This is a genomic window from Christensenellaceae bacterium 44-20 (genome assembly GCA_041223705.1).
In the GTDB taxonomy this organism is placed as follows: Bacteria; Bacillota; Clostridia; order Christensenellales; family Christensenellaceae; genus QANA01.
Window position 1 is genome coordinate 198,467 of sequence record JBCLQU010000003.1, and the last position, 15,665, is coordinate 214,131.

General features: G+C 58.1%; 15 protein-coding genes and 1 riboswitch. Of the genes, 10 read left to right on the forward strand and 5 right to left on the reverse strand.

Annotated features, from left to right (window positions below):
* The first annotated feature begins 11 nt into the window (after positions 1 to 11).
* Both AALG83_09125 and pflB read left to right on the forward strand, forming a co-directional pair.
* The gene (locus AALG83_09125) at positions 12 to 782 is read left to right on the forward strand and encodes a Nif3-like dinuclear metal center hexameric protein (protein ID MEY8383312.1); all 771 of its coding nucleotides are present in this window, start codon (positions 12 to 14) and stop codon (positions 780 to 782) included.
* 396 nt (positions 783 to 1,178) lie between these two features.
* Positions 1,179 to 1,262: riboswitch (ZMP/ZTP riboswitch) on the forward strand.
* A gap of 76 nt (positions 1,263 to 1,338) precedes the next feature.
* Positions 1,339 to 3,573, forward strand: a complete 2,235-nt coding sequence (pflB, locus tag AALG83_09130) for a formate C-acetyltransferase (protein MEY8383313.1) — start codon at positions 1,339 to 1,341, stop codon at positions 3,571 to 3,573.
* Positions 3,574 to 3,874: 301 nt separating this feature from the next.
* Here pflB and AALG83_09135 read toward each other — a convergent pair whose 3' ends face one another.
* Positions 3,875 to 4,006 carry a hypothetical protein gene (locus AALG83_09135; GenBank protein ID MEY8383314.1) on the reverse strand — a complete coding sequence of 44 codons (132 nt, stop codon included), beginning with the start codon at positions 4,004 to 4,006 and terminating at the stop codon, positions 3,875 to 3,877.
* Positions 4,007 to 4,134: 128 nt separating this feature from the next.
* On the opposite strand from AALG83_09135, the gene pflA reads away from it, so the two are divergent.
* A complete protein-coding gene (pflA, locus tag AALG83_09140) occupies positions 4,135 to 4,857 on the forward strand; it encodes a pyruvate formate-lyase-activating protein (protein ID MEY8383315.1) in 723 nt (240 codons plus the stop codon).
* A 4-nt stretch (positions 4,858 to 4,861) separates the two neighbouring features.
* Positions 4,862 to 5,362 carry a GNAT family N-acetyltransferase gene (locus AALG83_09145; protein ID MEY8383316.1) on the forward strand — a complete coding sequence of 167 codons (501 nt, stop codon included), beginning with the start codon at positions 4,862 to 4,864 and terminating at the stop codon, positions 5,360 to 5,362.
* Between the two features lie 115 nt (positions 5,363 to 5,477).
* On the opposite strand, the gene AALG83_09150 is transcribed toward AALG83_09145, so the two are convergent.
* Positions 5,478 to 6,395, reverse strand: a complete 918-nt coding sequence (locus AALG83_09150; protein MEY8383317.1) for a DUF3658 domain-containing protein — start codon at positions 6,393 to 6,395, stop codon at positions 5,478 to 5,480.
* Positions 6,396 to 7,221: 826 nt separating this feature from the next.
* Positions 7,222 to 7,992, reverse strand: coding sequence for a creatininase family protein (locus tag AALG83_09155; protein MEY8383318.1), 771 nt, complete (start codon positions 7,990 to 7,992; stop codon positions 7,222 to 7,224).
* A gap of 100 nt (positions 7,993 to 8,092) precedes the next feature.
* Between AALG83_09155 and AALG83_09160 the strand changes: the two genes are divergently transcribed.
* Complete coding sequence (locus tag AALG83_09160; protein ID MEY8383319.1) at positions 8,093 to 8,473, forward strand: hypothetical protein; 381 nt, start codon at positions 8,093 to 8,095, stop codon at positions 8,471 to 8,473.
* 99 nt (positions 8,474 to 8,572) lie between these two features.
* Positions 8,573 to 9,526 (forward strand): AEC family transporter, encoded by a 954-nt coding sequence (locus AALG83_09165; protein MEY8383320.1) that lies wholly within the window; start codon positions 8,573 to 8,575, stop codon positions 9,524 to 9,526.
* A 634-nt stretch (positions 9,527 to 10,160) separates the two neighbouring features.
* On the opposite strand, the gene AALG83_09170 is transcribed toward AALG83_09165, so the two are convergent.
* Entirely contained in the window at positions 10,161 to 10,601 is a 441-nt protein-coding gene (locus AALG83_09170; GenBank protein ID MEY8383321.1) for a GNAT family N-acetyltransferase, read from the reverse strand.
* Positions 10,602 to 11,064: 463 nt separating this feature from the next.
* Entirely contained in the window at positions 11,065 to 11,784 is a 720-nt protein-coding gene (locus AALG83_09175; protein ID MEY8383322.1) for a glycerophosphodiester phosphodiesterase, read from the reverse strand.
* Between the two features lie 110 nt (positions 11,785 to 11,894).
* Between AALG83_09175 and AALG83_09180 the strand changes: the two genes are divergently transcribed.
* From AALG83_09180 to AALG83_09195, 4 genes are all read left to right on the forward strand, one after another.
* Positions 11,895 to 12,659 carry an AraC family transcriptional regulator gene (locus tag AALG83_09180; GenBank protein ID MEY8383323.1) on the forward strand — a complete coding sequence of 255 codons (765 nt, stop codon included), beginning with the start codon at positions 11,895 to 11,897 and terminating at the stop codon, positions 12,657 to 12,659.
* 156 nt (positions 12,660 to 12,815) lie between these two features.
* Positions 12,816 to 13,577, forward strand: a complete 762-nt coding sequence (locus AALG83_09185) for a helix-turn-helix transcriptional regulator (GenBank protein ID MEY8383324.1) — start codon at positions 12,816 to 12,818, stop codon at positions 13,575 to 13,577.
* Positions 13,578 to 13,993: 416 nt separating this feature from the next.
* Positions 13,994 to 15,040, forward strand: a complete 1,047-nt coding sequence (locus AALG83_09190) for a substrate-binding domain-containing protein (GenBank protein MEY8383325.1) — start codon at positions 13,994 to 13,996, stop codon at positions 15,038 to 15,040.
* A 395-nt stretch (positions 15,041 to 15,435) separates the two neighbouring features.
* A partial coding sequence (locus AALG83_09195; GenBank protein ID MEY8383326.1) for a hypothetical protein occupies positions 15,436 to 15,665 on the forward strand: 230 nt, incomplete at its 3' end.

The following is a 15,665-nucleotide window of genomic DNA, read 5'->3' on the forward strand; positions in this document are numbered from 1 at the left end:
AAGGGAACATCATGAGAGCAGACGAGTTGATGGCCGAGCTTTTGGGCTGGTCTGAGCAAGAGATTGCAAATACTGTGGATACCTGCAAAGCGGGAGACCCGGGCAGGGAAGTGAAGAAGGTGGCGGCCTGCTTTATCGCGACGCCGGAGGTCATCCAAAACGCCGCGGCCTGGGGGGCGGATCTGCTCATCACCCACGAGCCCACCTACTACGAGCACCACGACAACCTGACCGGCCGGGAAAACGACCCGGTCATCCTGGCCAAACAGCGGCTCATCGAGCAGAGCGGCATGACGCTCTGGCGCTTTCACGACCACCTGCACGGCCGCCTGCCGGATGGCATCATCGAGGGCGAGCTGGGTAGGCTGGGCTGGCAGGGGGAGTACGACGGCCGCTTTGCCTTCACGCTGGCCCAGAAGCAGACGCCCCGGCAGATTATGGCCCAGCTAGAGGAGAAGTGGGGCATCGCGCATATCCGCATGGTGGGCGCGGCGGATACGCCCGTCTCCAAAATCGCCCTGCTCATCGGCTGCCCGGGGGAGCAGATGATGATGCAGGCGCTGACGGGCGAGACCGAGCTGCTCATCGGCGGAGAGGTCTGCGAATGGATGTGCGGCGAATACGCCAGAGATGCCGCCCAGATGGGCTTTGCCAAGGCCATCCTCATCTGCGGGCACGCGGGCAGCGAGCGGGCAGGCATGGAGCACGTCTGCGCGCTGATAGGGGAGGCGCATCCCGAGCTGGCCTGCATGTATTTTGAGTGCGGCGAGGTCTATAAATAAGAGCTGTTCATCCGGCAAATTTTGTTGAAGGAAAACTAGGCCAGGCGCAGAGGTTCCGCCTGCCCGGGGGAAATCTCAGTTTTGGCCTGCCTGCTCATGGCTGGCAAAAGCCGCGCTCCTGCCCGGTTTGCCCCGAATCTGCTGCCCCCCAAGCCCCGCACCTCTGCCTGCCCTGAAAAGCTATCTGCCAGATTTTGCCGCAGGAAAATTCCGGCAGGCGCCGTTGCCGCGCGCCCGAATGTGCCCCGCCTGGGAGGCATTTTCCGGGACAATTTGCCTGCATGATGCGGCGCATTACCGCGCTACTGTGCTAGAGCATGTGCTTGACATTTGCGCCGCCGCATGATATGGTAGTTTTGTAAAAAACCTGTGCTTTTGGCAAAAGCGCAGAACAGCAGGAACCTCCGTAACTGACGGTTTCGGGTGGAATACCACCAGGGAGCGGAGGGGATTTTTAAGCCGACCGTCTGGGCAGCATCTATCTGGGTGCTGCCCTTTTTGATATTTGCAAACAGCCTGCCGGCATTGGCCGGGCAGAAGGGAAAGGAGAAGAGCAATGCAGGAAAACGCTTGGAGAGGATTTACCGGGGGAGATTGGCAGAGCAAGATCGACGTCCGGGATTTTATTGCGAAAAACTATCAGCCCTATCTGGGCGATGCCAGCTTTCTGGCCGGGCCTACGGCGCGCACGCGCCAGGTGCTGGAAAAAGTGCAGAACCTTTTGAAGGAGGAGATCGCCCGGGGCGGCGTCTACGATGTGGATACCAAAACCGTCATCACGCCCACGGCCTTTGGCCCGGGATATGTGGACGAGCAGCGGGATATCATCCTCGGCCTTCAGACGGATGCGCCCCTAAAGCGCGCCTGCAACCCCTTTGGTGGGATGCGCATGGTGCGGGAGGCCTGCCAGGCCTATGGCTATCAGGTTTCGGAGGAAATCGAGAAAGCGTTTGAGCACCATAAGACGCATAACGACGGCGTTTTCGCCGCCTATACGCCGGAAATCAAGCAGGCGCGGCATTGCGGGCTCATCACCGGCCTGCCCGATGCCTATGGCCGCGGCCGCATCATCGGGGATTACCGGCGCGTGGCGCTGTATGGCATCGATGCGCTGGTGGAGCAGAAAAAGCAGGATAAGCTGGCGCTGAGCCAGGGCGCCCTGCTGGGCGATACCATCCGGGAAATCGAGGAGATCTCGGATCAGATCGCGGCGCTGGCGGATATGAAGAAAATGGCGGCGGATTACGGGGTGGATATCTCCCTGCCCGCCCAGAATGCAAAACAGGCCGTGCAGTGGCTGTATTTCGGCTATCTGGCGGCCATCAAGGAGCAGAACGGCGCGGCCATGAGCCTGGGGCGCGTCTCCACCTTCCTGGATATCTACTTCGAGCGGGATTTCGCCGAGGGCACGCTCTGCGAGGAGCAGGCCCAGGAGATCATGGACGATTTCGTGATCAAGCTGCGCCTGGCGCGGCACCTGCGCACCCCCAGCTACAACACGCTGTTCGGCGGCGACCCCATGTGGATCACCGAGTCCGTGGGCGGCATGGGGGAGGATGGCCGCCCGCTGGTCACCAAAAACTGCTTCCGCATGCTGCATACGCTCTATAACCTGGGCCCGGCGCCCGAGCCCAACCTGACCGTGCTCTGGAGCGAGGCCCTGCCCGAAAACTGGAAGAAGTTCGCCGCCAAGGTCTCCTGCGATACGGATGCCATCCAGTATGAGAGCGACGATGTCATGCGCCCGGTCTATGGGGACGACTACGCCATCGCCTGCTGCGTCTCGGCCATGCAGGTGGGCAAGCAGATGCAGTTCTTCGGCGCCCGGGCAAACCTGGCCAAGCTGCTGCTCATGAGCCTGAACGGCGGCAAAGACGAGAAGAAAAACGAGCAGGTGGGCCCGGTGCACGCGCCCTACGACGGCGAATATTTGGAATACGACAAAGTGCTGGAGCTGATGGATTTCTACCGCCCCTGGCTTGCCAAGACGTACGTCAGCGCCATGAATATCATCCACTATATGCACGATAAATACGCCTATGAAAAGAGCCAGATGGCATTGCACGACAGCCAGGTGCACCGTTTCATGGCCTTTGGCATCGCGGGCATGAGCGTGCTGGCCGATTCGCTTTCGGCCATCAAATATGCCCGGGTGCGCTGCATCCGGGATGCGCAGACCGGCCTCATCACGGATTTTGAGACCACGGGAAGCTATCCCGCTTTCGGCAACGACGACGACCGGGTGGATGCCATCGCCTGCGAGCAGGTGGAGAAGTTCTTTGAGGAACTGAAGAAAAACCCGTGCTACCGCGGCGCAGAGCACACGCTCTCGATTCTGACGATTACGAGCAACGTCATGTACGGCAAAAAGACCGGCTCGACTCCGGATGGCAGAAAAGGCGGCGAGCCCTTCGCCCCCGGCGCCAACCCCATGGCCGGCCGGGAGAAAAACGGCGCCCTGGCCGCGCTCAATTCGGTGGCCAAGCTGCGCTACGGCATCTGCCAGGACGGCATTTCCAACACGTTCTCCATCGTCCCGGCGGCGCTCGGGAAAACCGAGGGCGAGCAGACGGCAAACCTGGTGGCCATGCTGGACGGCTATTTCGCCCAGGGCGCGCACCATATCAACGTCAACGTCTTAAACCGCGAGACCCTGATGGATGCCTACGACCACCCCGAGCTCTATCCCACGCTGACCATCCGCGTCTCGGGCTATGCCGTCAATTTCGTCCGCCTCTCCCGGGAACAGCAGAGAGAGGTCATCAGCCGCACGTTCCATCAGGCGGTTTAGGGCAAGTTCAAGGTCAAGGGCCATTGGTTAACATGGGGGCAAGCTCCCATACCCCCTTACTATAGGGGAGGAGAGAATACTTTTTGCAACCAAGGTGGCCGGTGTTTTGAGGAGATGGCAGAGCTTTTTGGCATGGCGCTCTTCTCCTTTGCGCGAAAGGTGCGCTGAAGAAAGGCTGAAATGCCATTATCTCCCGCCTGCGGTGCGCCGCCCCGGCAGAACGGCAAGGCCTGTCCCTCCGCGTGAATCATCCATTCGGTGCGGCAAAGCCAAGGCCGCTCTAGCCATGAGGGCAAGCCCGCTAAGAAGCCCCGGCGATGGGAATGCGGCGATAACGCGCGTTGCCCGCCGGCCAGCCGGAGAACGGATGCTTTTTCAGACGGCGCCCTTCCCCTGCCGGACGGCGCACAGGCGCGCCTTTGGGCATGTCCACTCGCCCCCCTATTTTCTTATCATAGAAGTTTTTGGGGTGTTAGGGGTGTTTTTTCAAAAACACCCCTAAGCCCTTGACCTTAGACCTTAATCCCTTGCCCTTAATCCCCCAGCGAAAGGAGCGGCGCCATGCGCAAAGAAGAGCAGAATATCGGCTATGTGCATTCCTTTGAGTCTCTGGGGGCGGTGGATGGGCCAGGCCTGCGGTTTGTGGTGTTTTTGCAGGGCTGCCCGCTGCGGTGCGCCTATTGCCACAATCCGGATACCTGGGCATTCGGCCAAGGCCAGCCCTATACGCCGGAGCAGGCCGCGCAGAAGGCACTGCGGTATGCGCCCTATTGGAAGAGGGGCGGCGGCGTAACGCTCTCAGGGGGCGAGCCGCTCATGCAGGCGGGCTTTGGCGCGGAATTTTTCCGGCTTCTGCGGGAGCAGGGCGTGCATACCGCGCTGGATACCTCCTGCATGGGCGCGCTTTCGGCTGCCCGCTCCGTGCTCGCGCAGACCAGCCTGGTGCTGGCAGATGTGAAGTTCCTCTCGGAAGCGGAGTACAAAAAACATACCGGCGGTAGTTTTGCGCAGGTGCAGGCGTTTCTGCGGCTGGCGGAGGAGATGGGCGTGCCCACTTGGGTGCGGCATGTGGTCGTCCCCGGGCTGACGGACGCCCCGGAGCATATCCGCGCCCTGGGGGAGTTCGTGCGCGGGTTTAAAAACGTGCAGAAAACCGAGCTCTTGCCCTTCCGCAAGCTCTGCCTGCCCAAATACGAGCAGATGGGCATTCCTTTCCCCCTGCGGGATACCCCCCAGGCCAGTGAGCAGGGCGTAGCGCGGCTGCAAAAACTGCTGGAGCAGTAAAAATATGAAGAGAATAGAGACAGAGCGATTGATTTTAAGGCCGCTGACCGTGGACGATGCCAGCGCCGTATTTGAATGGGCGGGAGACCCGCTTGTCAACAGATATATGCCTTATCCTCTGCATAAGAGCCCCGCCGATGCCGAGGAGTGGATCCGCTCTCTGGGGGATAAAAACGAGTTCTGCTTTTGCCTCAAAAATTCGGGAAAAGTCATCGGCTCAGGCTCGGTCATCTGCGACGCGAAGCGCGCCTCCTATGAACTGGGCTACAATCTGAACCGGGCTTACTGGGGCATGGGATACGCGACCGAAGCCGCAAAAGCGCTGGTTTCGTGGGCATACGAAAGCCTTGGCGCGCGCGATTTTTTCGCCCGCCATGCAACTGCCAATACGGCCTCCGGAAACGTGCTGAAAAAATGCGGGTTTCGGTTTGAATCTTATGGGCAGTATCCGAGGTATGATGGGAGCTTGTTCGAGGCCTCCTGTTATGCGCTTCATCTTGATTAAAAAAAGAAGAGAGCAATTCGCTCTCTTCTTTTTTGTTTGCCCCGCCTTAGGCGAAGGGCGTTTTGCGCGCCTGCCTCTGCGGGAGCGCCCTCTTTGTCCGCCTTTTCTGCCCGGGCTATCGCTCTGTCTCTTGCTGCGGGCCTGCCTTGCGCAGTATGCGGTGATAGGCCGGCTCTCCCGGGGCGGGGGAGGAGACCTCCTGCAAGGCGCCGTCCCGAACAAACTGCTCTAAACGCAGGGCGAAGAAGGCGTCGCTCAGGCCCAGAGAGTATTTGCCCAGCAGTTTGCCAATCAGCCGCGCCTCCAGGAACTCCTCCGGCTCTGTCTCCAGCTCGCGCAGAATCAGGAAATCGTAGAACCCATAGTGCACGCCGACCAGCCGCCCGCTTACTACGGCGCGCAGCGGCGCGTTTTGCGCCCGAAGCTGCTGCCAGCAGGCCGCCATGGCCTGGCAGAGAGCCGCCGGAATCTTTTGGCCCAGCCCTGCCATCCGGCTCCATTCCTGCGCAGAGAGCTCGCCCCAGCCGCTGTGCAAAACCGCCGTGCCGCCGGGTTTTTCGCAGAAACTGGGCAGCAAGACCAGCGCGGCATCCAGCTTCTCCAGCCCTGCGTCCATCAGCTGTTCCATCAGCCAGCAAAGCCCGCAGGCGTCGTCCGGCTGGCCGCTGGCCCAGATGCGCAGGGGCTCGCCCTGCCTTGCCCGGCTCAGCAGTTTTTCCAGGGATGAGCGGGCCGCCTGCAAAAACGCCTGCGCGGCATGGGTCCCTTCGGCCGGGTAAGCGCCCGTTAGCGCGGAGACAGCCCGCTCCCGCAGTGGGCCGATGCCCGCCTCGTCTATGGCGCCAAAGCCCAGATAAAGCGGAAAACTGCAAATATCTTCCTGGCTCCCGGCCAAAGCCGGCTGCCCCGGGCCGTTTAATTCATACCCGCCGTTTTTTGCGGCAAGCGCCTCCCGGCGGCCTTTGCCGCTCTTTTTGCCCATTGCCGCCGCAAGGCTTCCTGCCGCGCTCTCGCTAAAAACAATCTCCAACATGCCGCGTCCCTCCTCTCAAAAGCGCCTGCGCTTTTCCTTCTTTAGTATATTTTTTGTTCTTCCACCCTGGCCTAGCTCCAGACGCGCCCAAGGTCAAGGACGGTGGGCAGCCATGGGGCTTGCGCCCCATACCCCAGGACTTGGCGACTATAAAGCTGATTGGGGATAAGAGATTCCTGCCGCATCCGATTAGCAGGATAGAAACGCCCTTCAGCCCTGTGTGCGGTGCAGTCCCCGAATGATGGAACCCAGGAACCTGCCCCTTCCGCATGCGGCGCCGGAAGCTATTTTTTCAGAGGGCGCATGCTCCCTGCCCGCTGTGCTTTTTTGCGCAACTCCACCCCTATTATAATGTAAGGGGTATGGGGCTTGCCCCCATGTTTAGCGATGCCCTTGCCCTTCTGCCCCTATACCCCCTGAAGCCTTTGCCTGCGCTCTCTTCGCCGCCTCCAGCTTCCGTTTTTCCGTCATGGGGTATGGGGGCTTGCCCCCATGTTCACTGATGCCCCTGCTCTTCTGCTCCTATACCCCCTGGAGCCTTTGCCTGCGCTCTCTTCGCCGCCTCCAACTCCCACTTTTCCGTCATGGGGTATGGGGGCTTGCCCCCATGTCCACCGATGCCCTTGCCCTTCTGCCCCTATACCCCCTGAAGCCTTTGCCTGCGCTCTCCTCGCCGCCTCCAGCTTCTGCTTTTCCCATCATGGGGTATGGGGGCTTGCCCCCATGTTCACTAATGCCCTTGACCTTCGCCCTCTTCCCTTGCCCTTTTGCCCTTGCTTTTTCCGCCCCAACAAAAAACCGAGGGCAGAGCCTTCGGTTTTTTGCACTATTTGGTCCTGTAATCCCAGCCCTGCGCCCGCATGTCCGTGATGGCGTCGGCAATCAGCCCGGTCAAAATTTCCAGCATCTGCCGGCCCTTTTCCATGCTGGCGCGGGTCGGGTCGCCGGTGGCGCCGGTGCGGGTAATCTCGCCAATATCCCAGATGATGGTCGCCTTGTCCATATCGATGACGCCCTGGGGCACCTGTGCCTCGGCCCGGGAGAGGTCGACCAAATCTGGCCGCACGGCCATCATGATAGAAGTCTCGCCCTCGCCGCCATGCCCAAGCCCGCCCCAGACCTCGAAGCGATCGCCCATAATCGGGCCGACTTTCTCCCACCATGCCGGCAGGAAGAGGATGCGCGCCTCCTTGTGGCGGTTTTTGACGTTGCGCGCCGCAATCTCCAGCGCCGGAATGTTGCCGTCGTGGCCGTTGAGCAGGTAGAGATGCGTAATGCCATTGGCAATGAGACTTTCGAGCACGTCCTCGGCCACAGCCTGCACGGTCTCAAACCGCAGGGTCAGCGAAAGGGGAAACTGGTTATAGTGGATGGAGGTGCCGTAAGGCAGGCAGGGCGCGACGACCACGTTGTCCAGCCGCTCGGCAGCCCTTCTTGCGGCCTCCGTGGGCACGAAGAAGTCCGGTCCCAGCGGGCAGTGCCAGCCGTGGCTCTCGCAGGAGCCAAATGGCACGATGGCCACGACCTCCTCCTTCTTTTTGAGCAGCTCTTGCACTTCCAGCGCGGAAAATTCGTTGAGAAACACTTTTTTACCCATGGGAAAACCTCCAGAGAAGCAGTTTTTCTCATTTTAGCATGAAGGGCGTGGAAAAACAAGGAAAACGCCGGTACATGGCGAATAATCAAAGATAAAGGAGATGATGTTTGTGCTGGATTTGGAGAAATTTCGGGCGCTGCTGCGCTCGTATGAGGGCGACGAGGAGGCGACGGCCTTTCTGCTTTCCTGCGCCCGGGCGTTTATGGAATATGCCCACGCCGTCTATAACCGGGAGCTGGCGCTGTATGCCTATGGGCAGGAGCGGCTGGAGCCCGAGGTGCTGCGGGCGACCATGAAGGAGCTGGATAACGCCGTAGCCGCCGCGCAGGAACTGGTGCTGGCCAACGGCGCCGGGCTCAACCGCATGGCGGCCAAGCTGGGGATGCCCATCGTCTACCGCGAGGCAGGCGCAGGCGCCGCCGGGCAGACGGCTCTTTGCTTTGTGCAGGAAGTTCTGGCCGCGCGGCAGGCCAGGCAGTAGGAGATGCATTGCGGCGCGCGAAAAGCCCGCCGCAGTTTTTTTGCGCAAAAAGCCGGCGGCGTAGTATAATGGAAAAAAGAGAAAGAAAGGCTGCTTATCATGCTGGAGAATTTTATTTATAGCCTGAATGCGACTATCCCGGTCTTTTTGGTCATCGTGCTGGGCTATCTGCTGGGGCGCGCCAAAATGCTCAACGACAACTTCGTTACCGTGGCCAACCGGCTGACGTATTCCATCACGCTGCCCGTCATGCTGTTTCTGGAAATTTCCGGGATGGATGCGGCCTCCCTGCTGGATTTCCGCTTCCTGGCCTTTGGCTTTCTCTCTTCTCTGGCCTGCATTTTGCTCATCTGGGGCGGCGCGCGCCTGTTTTTGAAGGATAAGAGCATGGTGGGCAGCTTTGTCCAGGGCTCGTACCGGGGCAGCGCCGCGCTGCTGGGCGTGGCGCTCATGCAGAATATTTACGGCAGCGCTTCTTACGCCTCTATTATGATTCTGGCCGCCGCGCCGCTGTATAATATCATGGCCGTCATCATCCTGACGATAGAGGGCAGGCGGCCGGAGGGCGCCGCTCAGGGCGGCGTGGCAAAGCAGGCGCTGCTGGGCGTGCTCAAAAATCCGATTATCTGGGGCATTTTGCTGGGTCTGCCCTTTGCCGTCTGGAATCTGCGCCTTCCCCGGATGCTCACGTCTTCCCTGCAAAGCGTGAGCAGCGTGGCGACGCCCCTGGCGCTTCTGGCCATCGGCGCCAGCTTCCGGCTGGACGGCGCAAAGCGCTGTCTTGGGCCTGCGCTCTGGGCGACGTTTCTCAAGCTCGTTGCGCAGGCGGCGGTGTTTTTGCCGGTGGCCGTCTGGCTGGGGTTTACGGGGGAGCGCCTGGTGGCCCTGCTCATCATGTTTGCCTCGCCGACTGCCACAGCCTCGTATATCATGGCCGTGAACCTGGGCAACGACGGAGACCTCTCCTCCAGCATCATCGTCTACACGACGCTCTTTTCCGCCGCGACGGTAACCGCCTGGATTTTTCTCCTGCGCAGTTTGTCGCTCATCTAAAGGCCAAGGGCATGGGTAAACATGGGGGTAGGCCCCCATACCCCATATGGGGAATCATCAAAAAAGCATTTGCCTTCTGATAAGCTGCTATTTTTATACCCGAATGGTGGGGCGGCGAGACCCGTCAATTCTGCACACGTTGTTGCAAATCGGCTTGTTCGCCGGTAAATGCTCTCCCGTGTTGTGCGTTTCCATACTTATGCTTCTGTGGAGAAAAATACCCGAATGGTGGGACGGCAAAACCCGTCAATTCCGCACACGCCGCTGCAAATCGGCTTGTTCGCCGGTAAATGCTCTCCCGTGTTGTGCGTTTCCATACCTATGCTCCTATGGAGAAAATACCCGAATGGTGGGACGGAAAAACCTGTCAATTCCGCATACGCCGCTGTACCCGATTGACAGTGTAGTATAATCTGTCGGCCCCGCACGCGAAGCCGCAAACCAGCCATTCAGAGGGCACATGCTCGCTCATACTCTGCCCGCCCCACGAAGAAATCTATCCCCGCGCTGCCCTATTTATCATCCTAAGTAAGGGGGTATGGGGGCTTGCCCCCATGTTTCAGAGCGGCCATTGACCTTCCCCTTCCCCCAATCCCCGCAAAAAAAGACAGGGCTTCTGCCCTGCCTTTTTCCTTTAAAAATCCTGAACCATCTGAATGTAGTCCAGCTTCTGGTAGCCTTTGCGCTCGTAGAGCCGGATGGCGCCCTGATTGCAGGGGGTAACCTCCAGGCGCAGGCGCCGCACGTCTGCCGGGCAGTTCTGCCGAATATACTCCATGGCCGCGCCGCCCAGGCCCAGCCCCCGGAACTTCTCCTCCAGATAGAGCTCCTCCAGCCAAATCACCAGCCCGCCGACCTCGTTGGAATAAGTCGTGCTGGTGAGCAGATAGCCCGCAGTCTCGCCCTGGTGGGTGAGCAGATAGCCCTGCGCATAGGGCGAGCCGGCCACAACCCGCCGGAAGGTCTCCTCCATGTTGGCCGCAGGGATGCCGTGCAGAACGGCGGAACTCTGGTAAAATTTTTGGCACATTGCCAGGAAGATTTCCCGGTCTTCCTGCCTCAGTTCTCGAATCATAGTAAAGAAAACATGCTCCTATCTAAAAATATCTTTTTTATTATATCATGCCGCCATGCGAACTGGCTTTCCCGGCAATTCCATTTTAAAAAATAAGTAAAGGGGTATGGGGGCTTGCCCCCATGGTTGCCCATCGCCCTTGACCTTTGCGCCTTGCCGTGCGTTCATTATACCATGTCGTCAGCGCGCAGCGTGCGCTGGCGGTAGCCGTCAATAAATGCCCAGGCTTCGGAAGGGCATAGCCCTTCCGCTTAAGCCGTGCGTTTATTATACCATGTCGTCAGCGCGCAGTGTGCGCTGACGGCAGCCGTCAATAAATGCCCAGGCTTCGGAAGGGCATAGCCCTTCCGCTTAAGCCGTGCGTTTATTATACCATATCTGCCGGGCAAAGGCAAAGCCGCGCCGCAGGCGCATGAGAATACGGCAAAGGGAAGAGCGCCCTGCCCGCGAAGGCGGCATGTTTCTATTTCTGCAAAATTTCCCGGGCAAACGCCGGCCGGTTGGTGATGACGGCGTCCACGCCCATCCGCGCCATCTGCCGGAGGGCGAAGGGGGAGTCGATGGTCCAGGCGTGCACGCGCACTCCCTTCTTATGGCAGCGGCGCACTACCCCCGGAACCAGCAGGGTATACCCCGAGGGGTGCACAGCCCCGGCCCCCAGCTGTAGAGCATAGTTCTGCGGGCTCCATAAGGCGCGCTCGTAGAGCAGGGCAGTCTCGGCCTGTGGGCAGAGCGCCCGCACCTCCCGCATCGCGTCCCAGTTGAAGGAGGAGTAGAGAACGCGCCCGGCCATGCCCGCCTCTTTTTCCAGCGCTAGCGCTTTCTCGCAGAGCGTGCGGTAATCCCCCTGCTCGCATTTGATTTCCACATTGAAGAACATCCCGCTTTTGGCAAACGCCGCGTAAACCTCCCGGAGCGTGGGAATGCGCGCGCCCGTGTAGGCCGCCATGCCGCAGGAAAAATCCAGCTCCCTCAGCTGCGCCAGCGTCAAATCGCAAACCCGGCCGCTGCCCGAAGAAGTGCGGTCCACCGTCTCGTCGTGTAGGACGACAACTTCGCCGTCTGCCGAAAGCTGAATATCCAGCTCGATGCCGTCTGCGCCCATCTGGGCAGCCAGAGAAAAAGCCTCCATGGTGTTTTCCGGCGCGGCCGCGCTGGCCCCCCGGTGCGCCCAAATTTTCATCGCCGCTTCCCCCTCGTATCAAAAGAAAAATATTGTGCCAGAGCAAAAAAACTGGTATCTTTATTATAATACCAGAAAAAACAGAACAGCGCGCAAAAGAAAGAGAGAGTATGGAGCAAAATTTGGCGGCGGAGATTGAGCGGGCTTGTTTTCGCCTGACGGATGCGGCGCATCATAAAGAGGAGAGCGACGTCTGGATCACGGCGCGGCATAAGCATACGGGCATCGAACTGCTGTATCTGCTCATCAAAGGGCCGGCCTCCGTCAAGGCGTCCGAGCAGAGCATCGGCATTTCCGCCTGTGATGTTCTGGCCTATCCCGCCGGGGTGTATCACCAGGAGAATATCGACTGGAGCCGCAGCCAGGAGTTCTACTGCCTCATGCTGGAGACGGATTTTATCCTGCCCGAGCCTCTTCGCATCTCGGATCGCCAGGGAACTCTGCTCTGGCTGTTTTCCAGCATCAACCGGGAATACCACAGCCCGGATAAAAACGGCGCACTGCTCCAGCACTATGTCAAAGCCCTGCTGCTCAATCTGACCAAAATGGGCATGGAGAAACTGCCCGCGGCCGAGCGCATCGAGCAGTATATCCGGGCAAACTTCCGGGAGCGCATCACGGCCGGGGAAATCGCCCGGGCGGCGCACGTCAGCGAATCGTATGCCTGCCGCATCGTCAAAAAGCGCTGGGGCGTCTCTCCGATGCAGCTGGCTACCCAAATTCGGCTGGAAGAAGCCGAATTCCTGCTGCTGGCTTCGGATCAGAGCATTGAGGAAATTGCCCGGCAATGCGGTTTTTCTTCTCAAAAATACTTCGGCCAGGTCTTCTATAGGCAGTTTGGCAAAACGCCCGGTCAGTTCCGGAAAGGGAAATAATCTGCTGTGCAGTCAAGGGCGGCGCATCGCGCCCGAATTTCCGCTGCTATTCTTCCTCTGTGCCCAAAGAAAGGCGTTGTGCCAGAGTGAAAAAATGATATACTTATTGATATGATACCAGAAAAAATAAGCAGTGCGCAAAAGAAAAAAGAAACGATGGAACAGCCTCTGGCGGCGGAAATTGAGCGCGCCAGCTTTCGCGTGGCGAGTACGGCGCACCATAAGAGAAATGCCAAAGGGATCGCCAAGTGGCATAAGCATGAGGAAATTGAACTGCTGTATCTGCTCATCAAAGAGCCGGCCAATGTTCGGATTTCCAAGCAGGATATCGGCATTTCAGCCTATGATGTTATCGCCTATCCTGCCGGGGTATATCACTGGGAGAAAATCAACTGGGATCTCGAACAAGAGTACTACGGCTTCAAGCTGAAAACGGATTTTGTCCTGCCCCAAACCCTGCGTGTTTCAGACCGCCAGGGAAAACTGCTCTGGCTGTTTTCCAATATCAACCAGGAATATTACAGCCCGGATAAAAACGAGGCTTTGCTGGAGTACTATGTCAAAGCCCTGCTGCTCAACCTGACAAAAATGGGCACGAAGAAACTGTCTGCGGAGGAGCGCATTGAGCAGTATATCCGGGCAAATTTCCGGAAGAGCATCACGGTCGGGGATATTGTCCGGGCGGCGCACGTCAGCGAATCGTATGCCTGCCGCATCGCCAAAAAGCGATGGGGCGTCTCTCTGGTTCAGCTGGTCGCCCGGGTCCGGCTGGAAGAGGCCAAGCGCCTGCTGCTGGCTTCGGACCACAGCATCGAGGAAATTGCCCGGCGATGCGGCTTTTCTTCTCAGAAATATTTCAGCCGGGTCTTTCATAAACAGCTTGGCCAAACGCCCAGCCAGTTCCGGCAGGGCAAATAATCCATTGCGCAAAAAAAGAACGGTGGAAGCGCCAAAACACCGCTCTTTATCACCATCATCTGCCCGGGCAGCGAACAACCCTCTGCTGCCCGGGGTTTTTTATACTCCCGGGATGGTCAAGACCAAAAACCAGCGTTTTTCTGCCAAAAAAACGCGTCCCTCAGTGGGGAGCCAAGCAAAGCCCGGTGCCTGGGCAGCTCTCGCTCCCTTTCTGTGTTTTGAATCCTGCTGAGCTTTTGGTATAGCAGTAAAAATATGGGGTGCCCGGCGGCCGGCGCCTGCATGAGAGAGCATCAATGCCTTTTGAATTGGTTCAGAAAAGGTAACTTTTTTGCCTGAAAATTCAGTTTACTATCCCTGGAAACTATAGTATAGTAACCATATTCAATAGGCGCCGAACTAAATATGGAGGGAAAATGAAAAAGACAATTTCTATTGTGCTCGCATTACTTTTGGTTGCGATGCTGTTCGTCTCCTGTTCCAAGGGCGGCGAAGATAAGCCGGATAACAGCCCTGCTGCTGATCCTGCCCAGTCGGCCGATGCCCAGGGCGGCGATAAAGAAGTCGGAGAGATTGCGGTGATTATGCAGACCCTCAATGGCTCTTTCTGGTCGGATGTGAAGAGAGGCGTTGAGAAGGCAATAGACGAGCTCGCTGAAAAAGGCGTGAAATGCTCCGTCAACGGCCCGGACGATGGCAGTAACCTGCAGGCTCAGGTCGAAATGATAGAAGCCGCCGTTGCGAAAAAGGTCAGCGCCATTGTCATCGCTCCCGGAGATCCGGCGTCTGTCGGCAGTGCGATGAGCATCTGCGAGGAGAAGAATATCCCCGTTGTTCTCATAAATAACTCCACTGATTCGAAGTGGCCGGTCTGCCTGGTTGCTACGGATAACTACAAGCTTGGAGAGCTGGCCGGCGAGGCGCTCGGCAAAGCTCTGGGCGGCAAGGGCCTTTGGGCGATGATCAACTGGAATGACAGCGTTGTTGCCAGCGCTCAGCGCTCCGCGGGCGCAGCCGACTATATCAAGGAGCACTACCCGGATATGGAATGCTATCAGATGTTCTATTCTTATAGTGTTCCGGACGCTGAGCTGACGTTCGTCCGCGATACGCTGACGGCTCGCAAAGACTTCGGCGGTTTCATTACAGCATCGGAGGGGCAGCTGACCCCGACCATTACTGCGGTTGAGGAAGCCGGCAGAGTTGGTGATATCAAGATCGTCTCTATCGACCTCTCGCCCGTCTCCCTTGAATATATCAGAAGCGGCGCTGTCGCGGCTGTTTCTACGCAGAACCCCCTCCACATGGGCTATACCGGCACGATGACGGGCTACAAAGTCGCCCTTGGCGAAGAAGTCCCGGAATATATCGACAGCGGCTGTGCTATCGTCGATAAGGACAGCATGGAAAACGATGAGGAAGTCCGTAAAATTCTCATAGACCACCGGCTGATCGATGCGTAATTGAAATTAGAAAGAAGAGAAAAAGGCCCTCCGCAATGCGCGGAGGGCTTTTTGGGCTTTTGGCAGTATCATAAAAATGCAAGATTTACAAATTCCCGCCGGCCAGTTTTGTCATAACTTTTGTCATAATCCGCCCCGGGCGGCGGGCGGGAAAAGAGGGAAGGGATTGCAAAAAAGCGGCTTTGCCGCATCAATGGTATTGAAATGTGTTTCGGAATCCGTCATAAATATATGACAAAAACGTATAAATAAACACGAAAAATCGTATAGACACCGGCATTTCCGCCTGATATACTCAATTTAAAGATAGTTGGCCGCAGGCATCACCTTGCGGTAATTTCTATCTTCACTCTATGCAGAAGATGCATAAGAATTTTTTTGGAGGAAAAAGGGAAATGAAAAAGACTATTTCCATCGTACTCGCTCTCCTTCTGGTTGCGATGCTGTTCGTCTCCTGCTCTAAGGGCGGAGAAGAGCCGGATAACAGCCCTGTTGTTGATCCCGGCGATGCGTCGACCGAGCCTTCCGGCGACGGCGAAGTGAGCGAGGTTGCAGTTATCCTGCAGACATACAACGGCTCCTTCTGGTCCGACGTTATGAGAGGCGTTGACAAGGCTATCGACGA

Coding starts and splice junctions, on each gene's coding strand:
- AALG83_09180 (MEY8383323.1), top strand. CDS start 11,895: ATGGAGCAAAATTTGGCGGCGGAGATTGAGCGGGCTTGTTTTCGCCTG.
- AALG83_09155 (MEY8383318.1), bottom strand. CDS start 7,992: ATGGGTAAAAAAGTGTTTCTCAACGAATTTTCCGCGCTGGAAGTGCAA.
- AALG83_09160 (MEY8383319.1), top strand. CDS start 8,093: ATGATGTTTGTGCTGGATTTGGAGAAATTTCGGGCGCTGCTGCGCTCG.
- AALG83_09185 (MEY8383324.1), top strand. CDS start 12,816: ATGGAACAGCCTCTGGCGGCGGAAATTGAGCGCGCCAGCTTTCGCGTG.
- AALG83_09145 (MEY8383316.1), top strand. CDS start 4,862: ATGAAGAGAATAGAGACAGAGCGATTGATTTTAAGGCCGCTGACCGTG.
- AALG83_09190 (MEY8383325.1), top strand. CDS start 13,994: ATGAAAAAGACAATTTCTATTGTGCTCGCATTACTTTTGGTTGCGATG.
- AALG83_09175 (MEY8383322.1), bottom strand. CDS start 11,784: ATGAAAATTTGGGCGCACCGGGGGGCCAGCGCGGCCGCGCCGGAAAAC.
- AALG83_09150 (MEY8383317.1), bottom strand. CDS start 6,395: ATGTTGGAGATTGTTTTTAGCGAGAGCGCGGCAGGAAGCCTTGCGGCG.
- AALG83_09125 (MEY8383312.1), top strand. CDS start 12: ATGAGAGCAGACGAGTTGATGGCCGAGCTTTTGGGCTGGTCTGAGCAA.
- AALG83_09170 (MEY8383321.1), bottom strand. CDS start 10,601: ATGATTCGAGAACTGAGGCAGGAAGACCGGGAAATCTTCCTGGCAATG.
- pflA (MEY8383315.1), top strand. CDS start 4,135: ATGCGCAAAGAAGAGCAGAATATCGGCTATGTGCATTCCTTTGAGTCT.
- AALG83_09165 (MEY8383320.1), top strand. CDS start 8,573: ATGCTGGAGAATTTTATTTATAGCCTGAATGCGACTATCCCGGTCTTT.
- pflB (MEY8383313.1), top strand. CDS start 1,339: ATGCAGGAAAACGCTTGGAGAGGATTTACCGGGGGAGATTGGCAGAGC.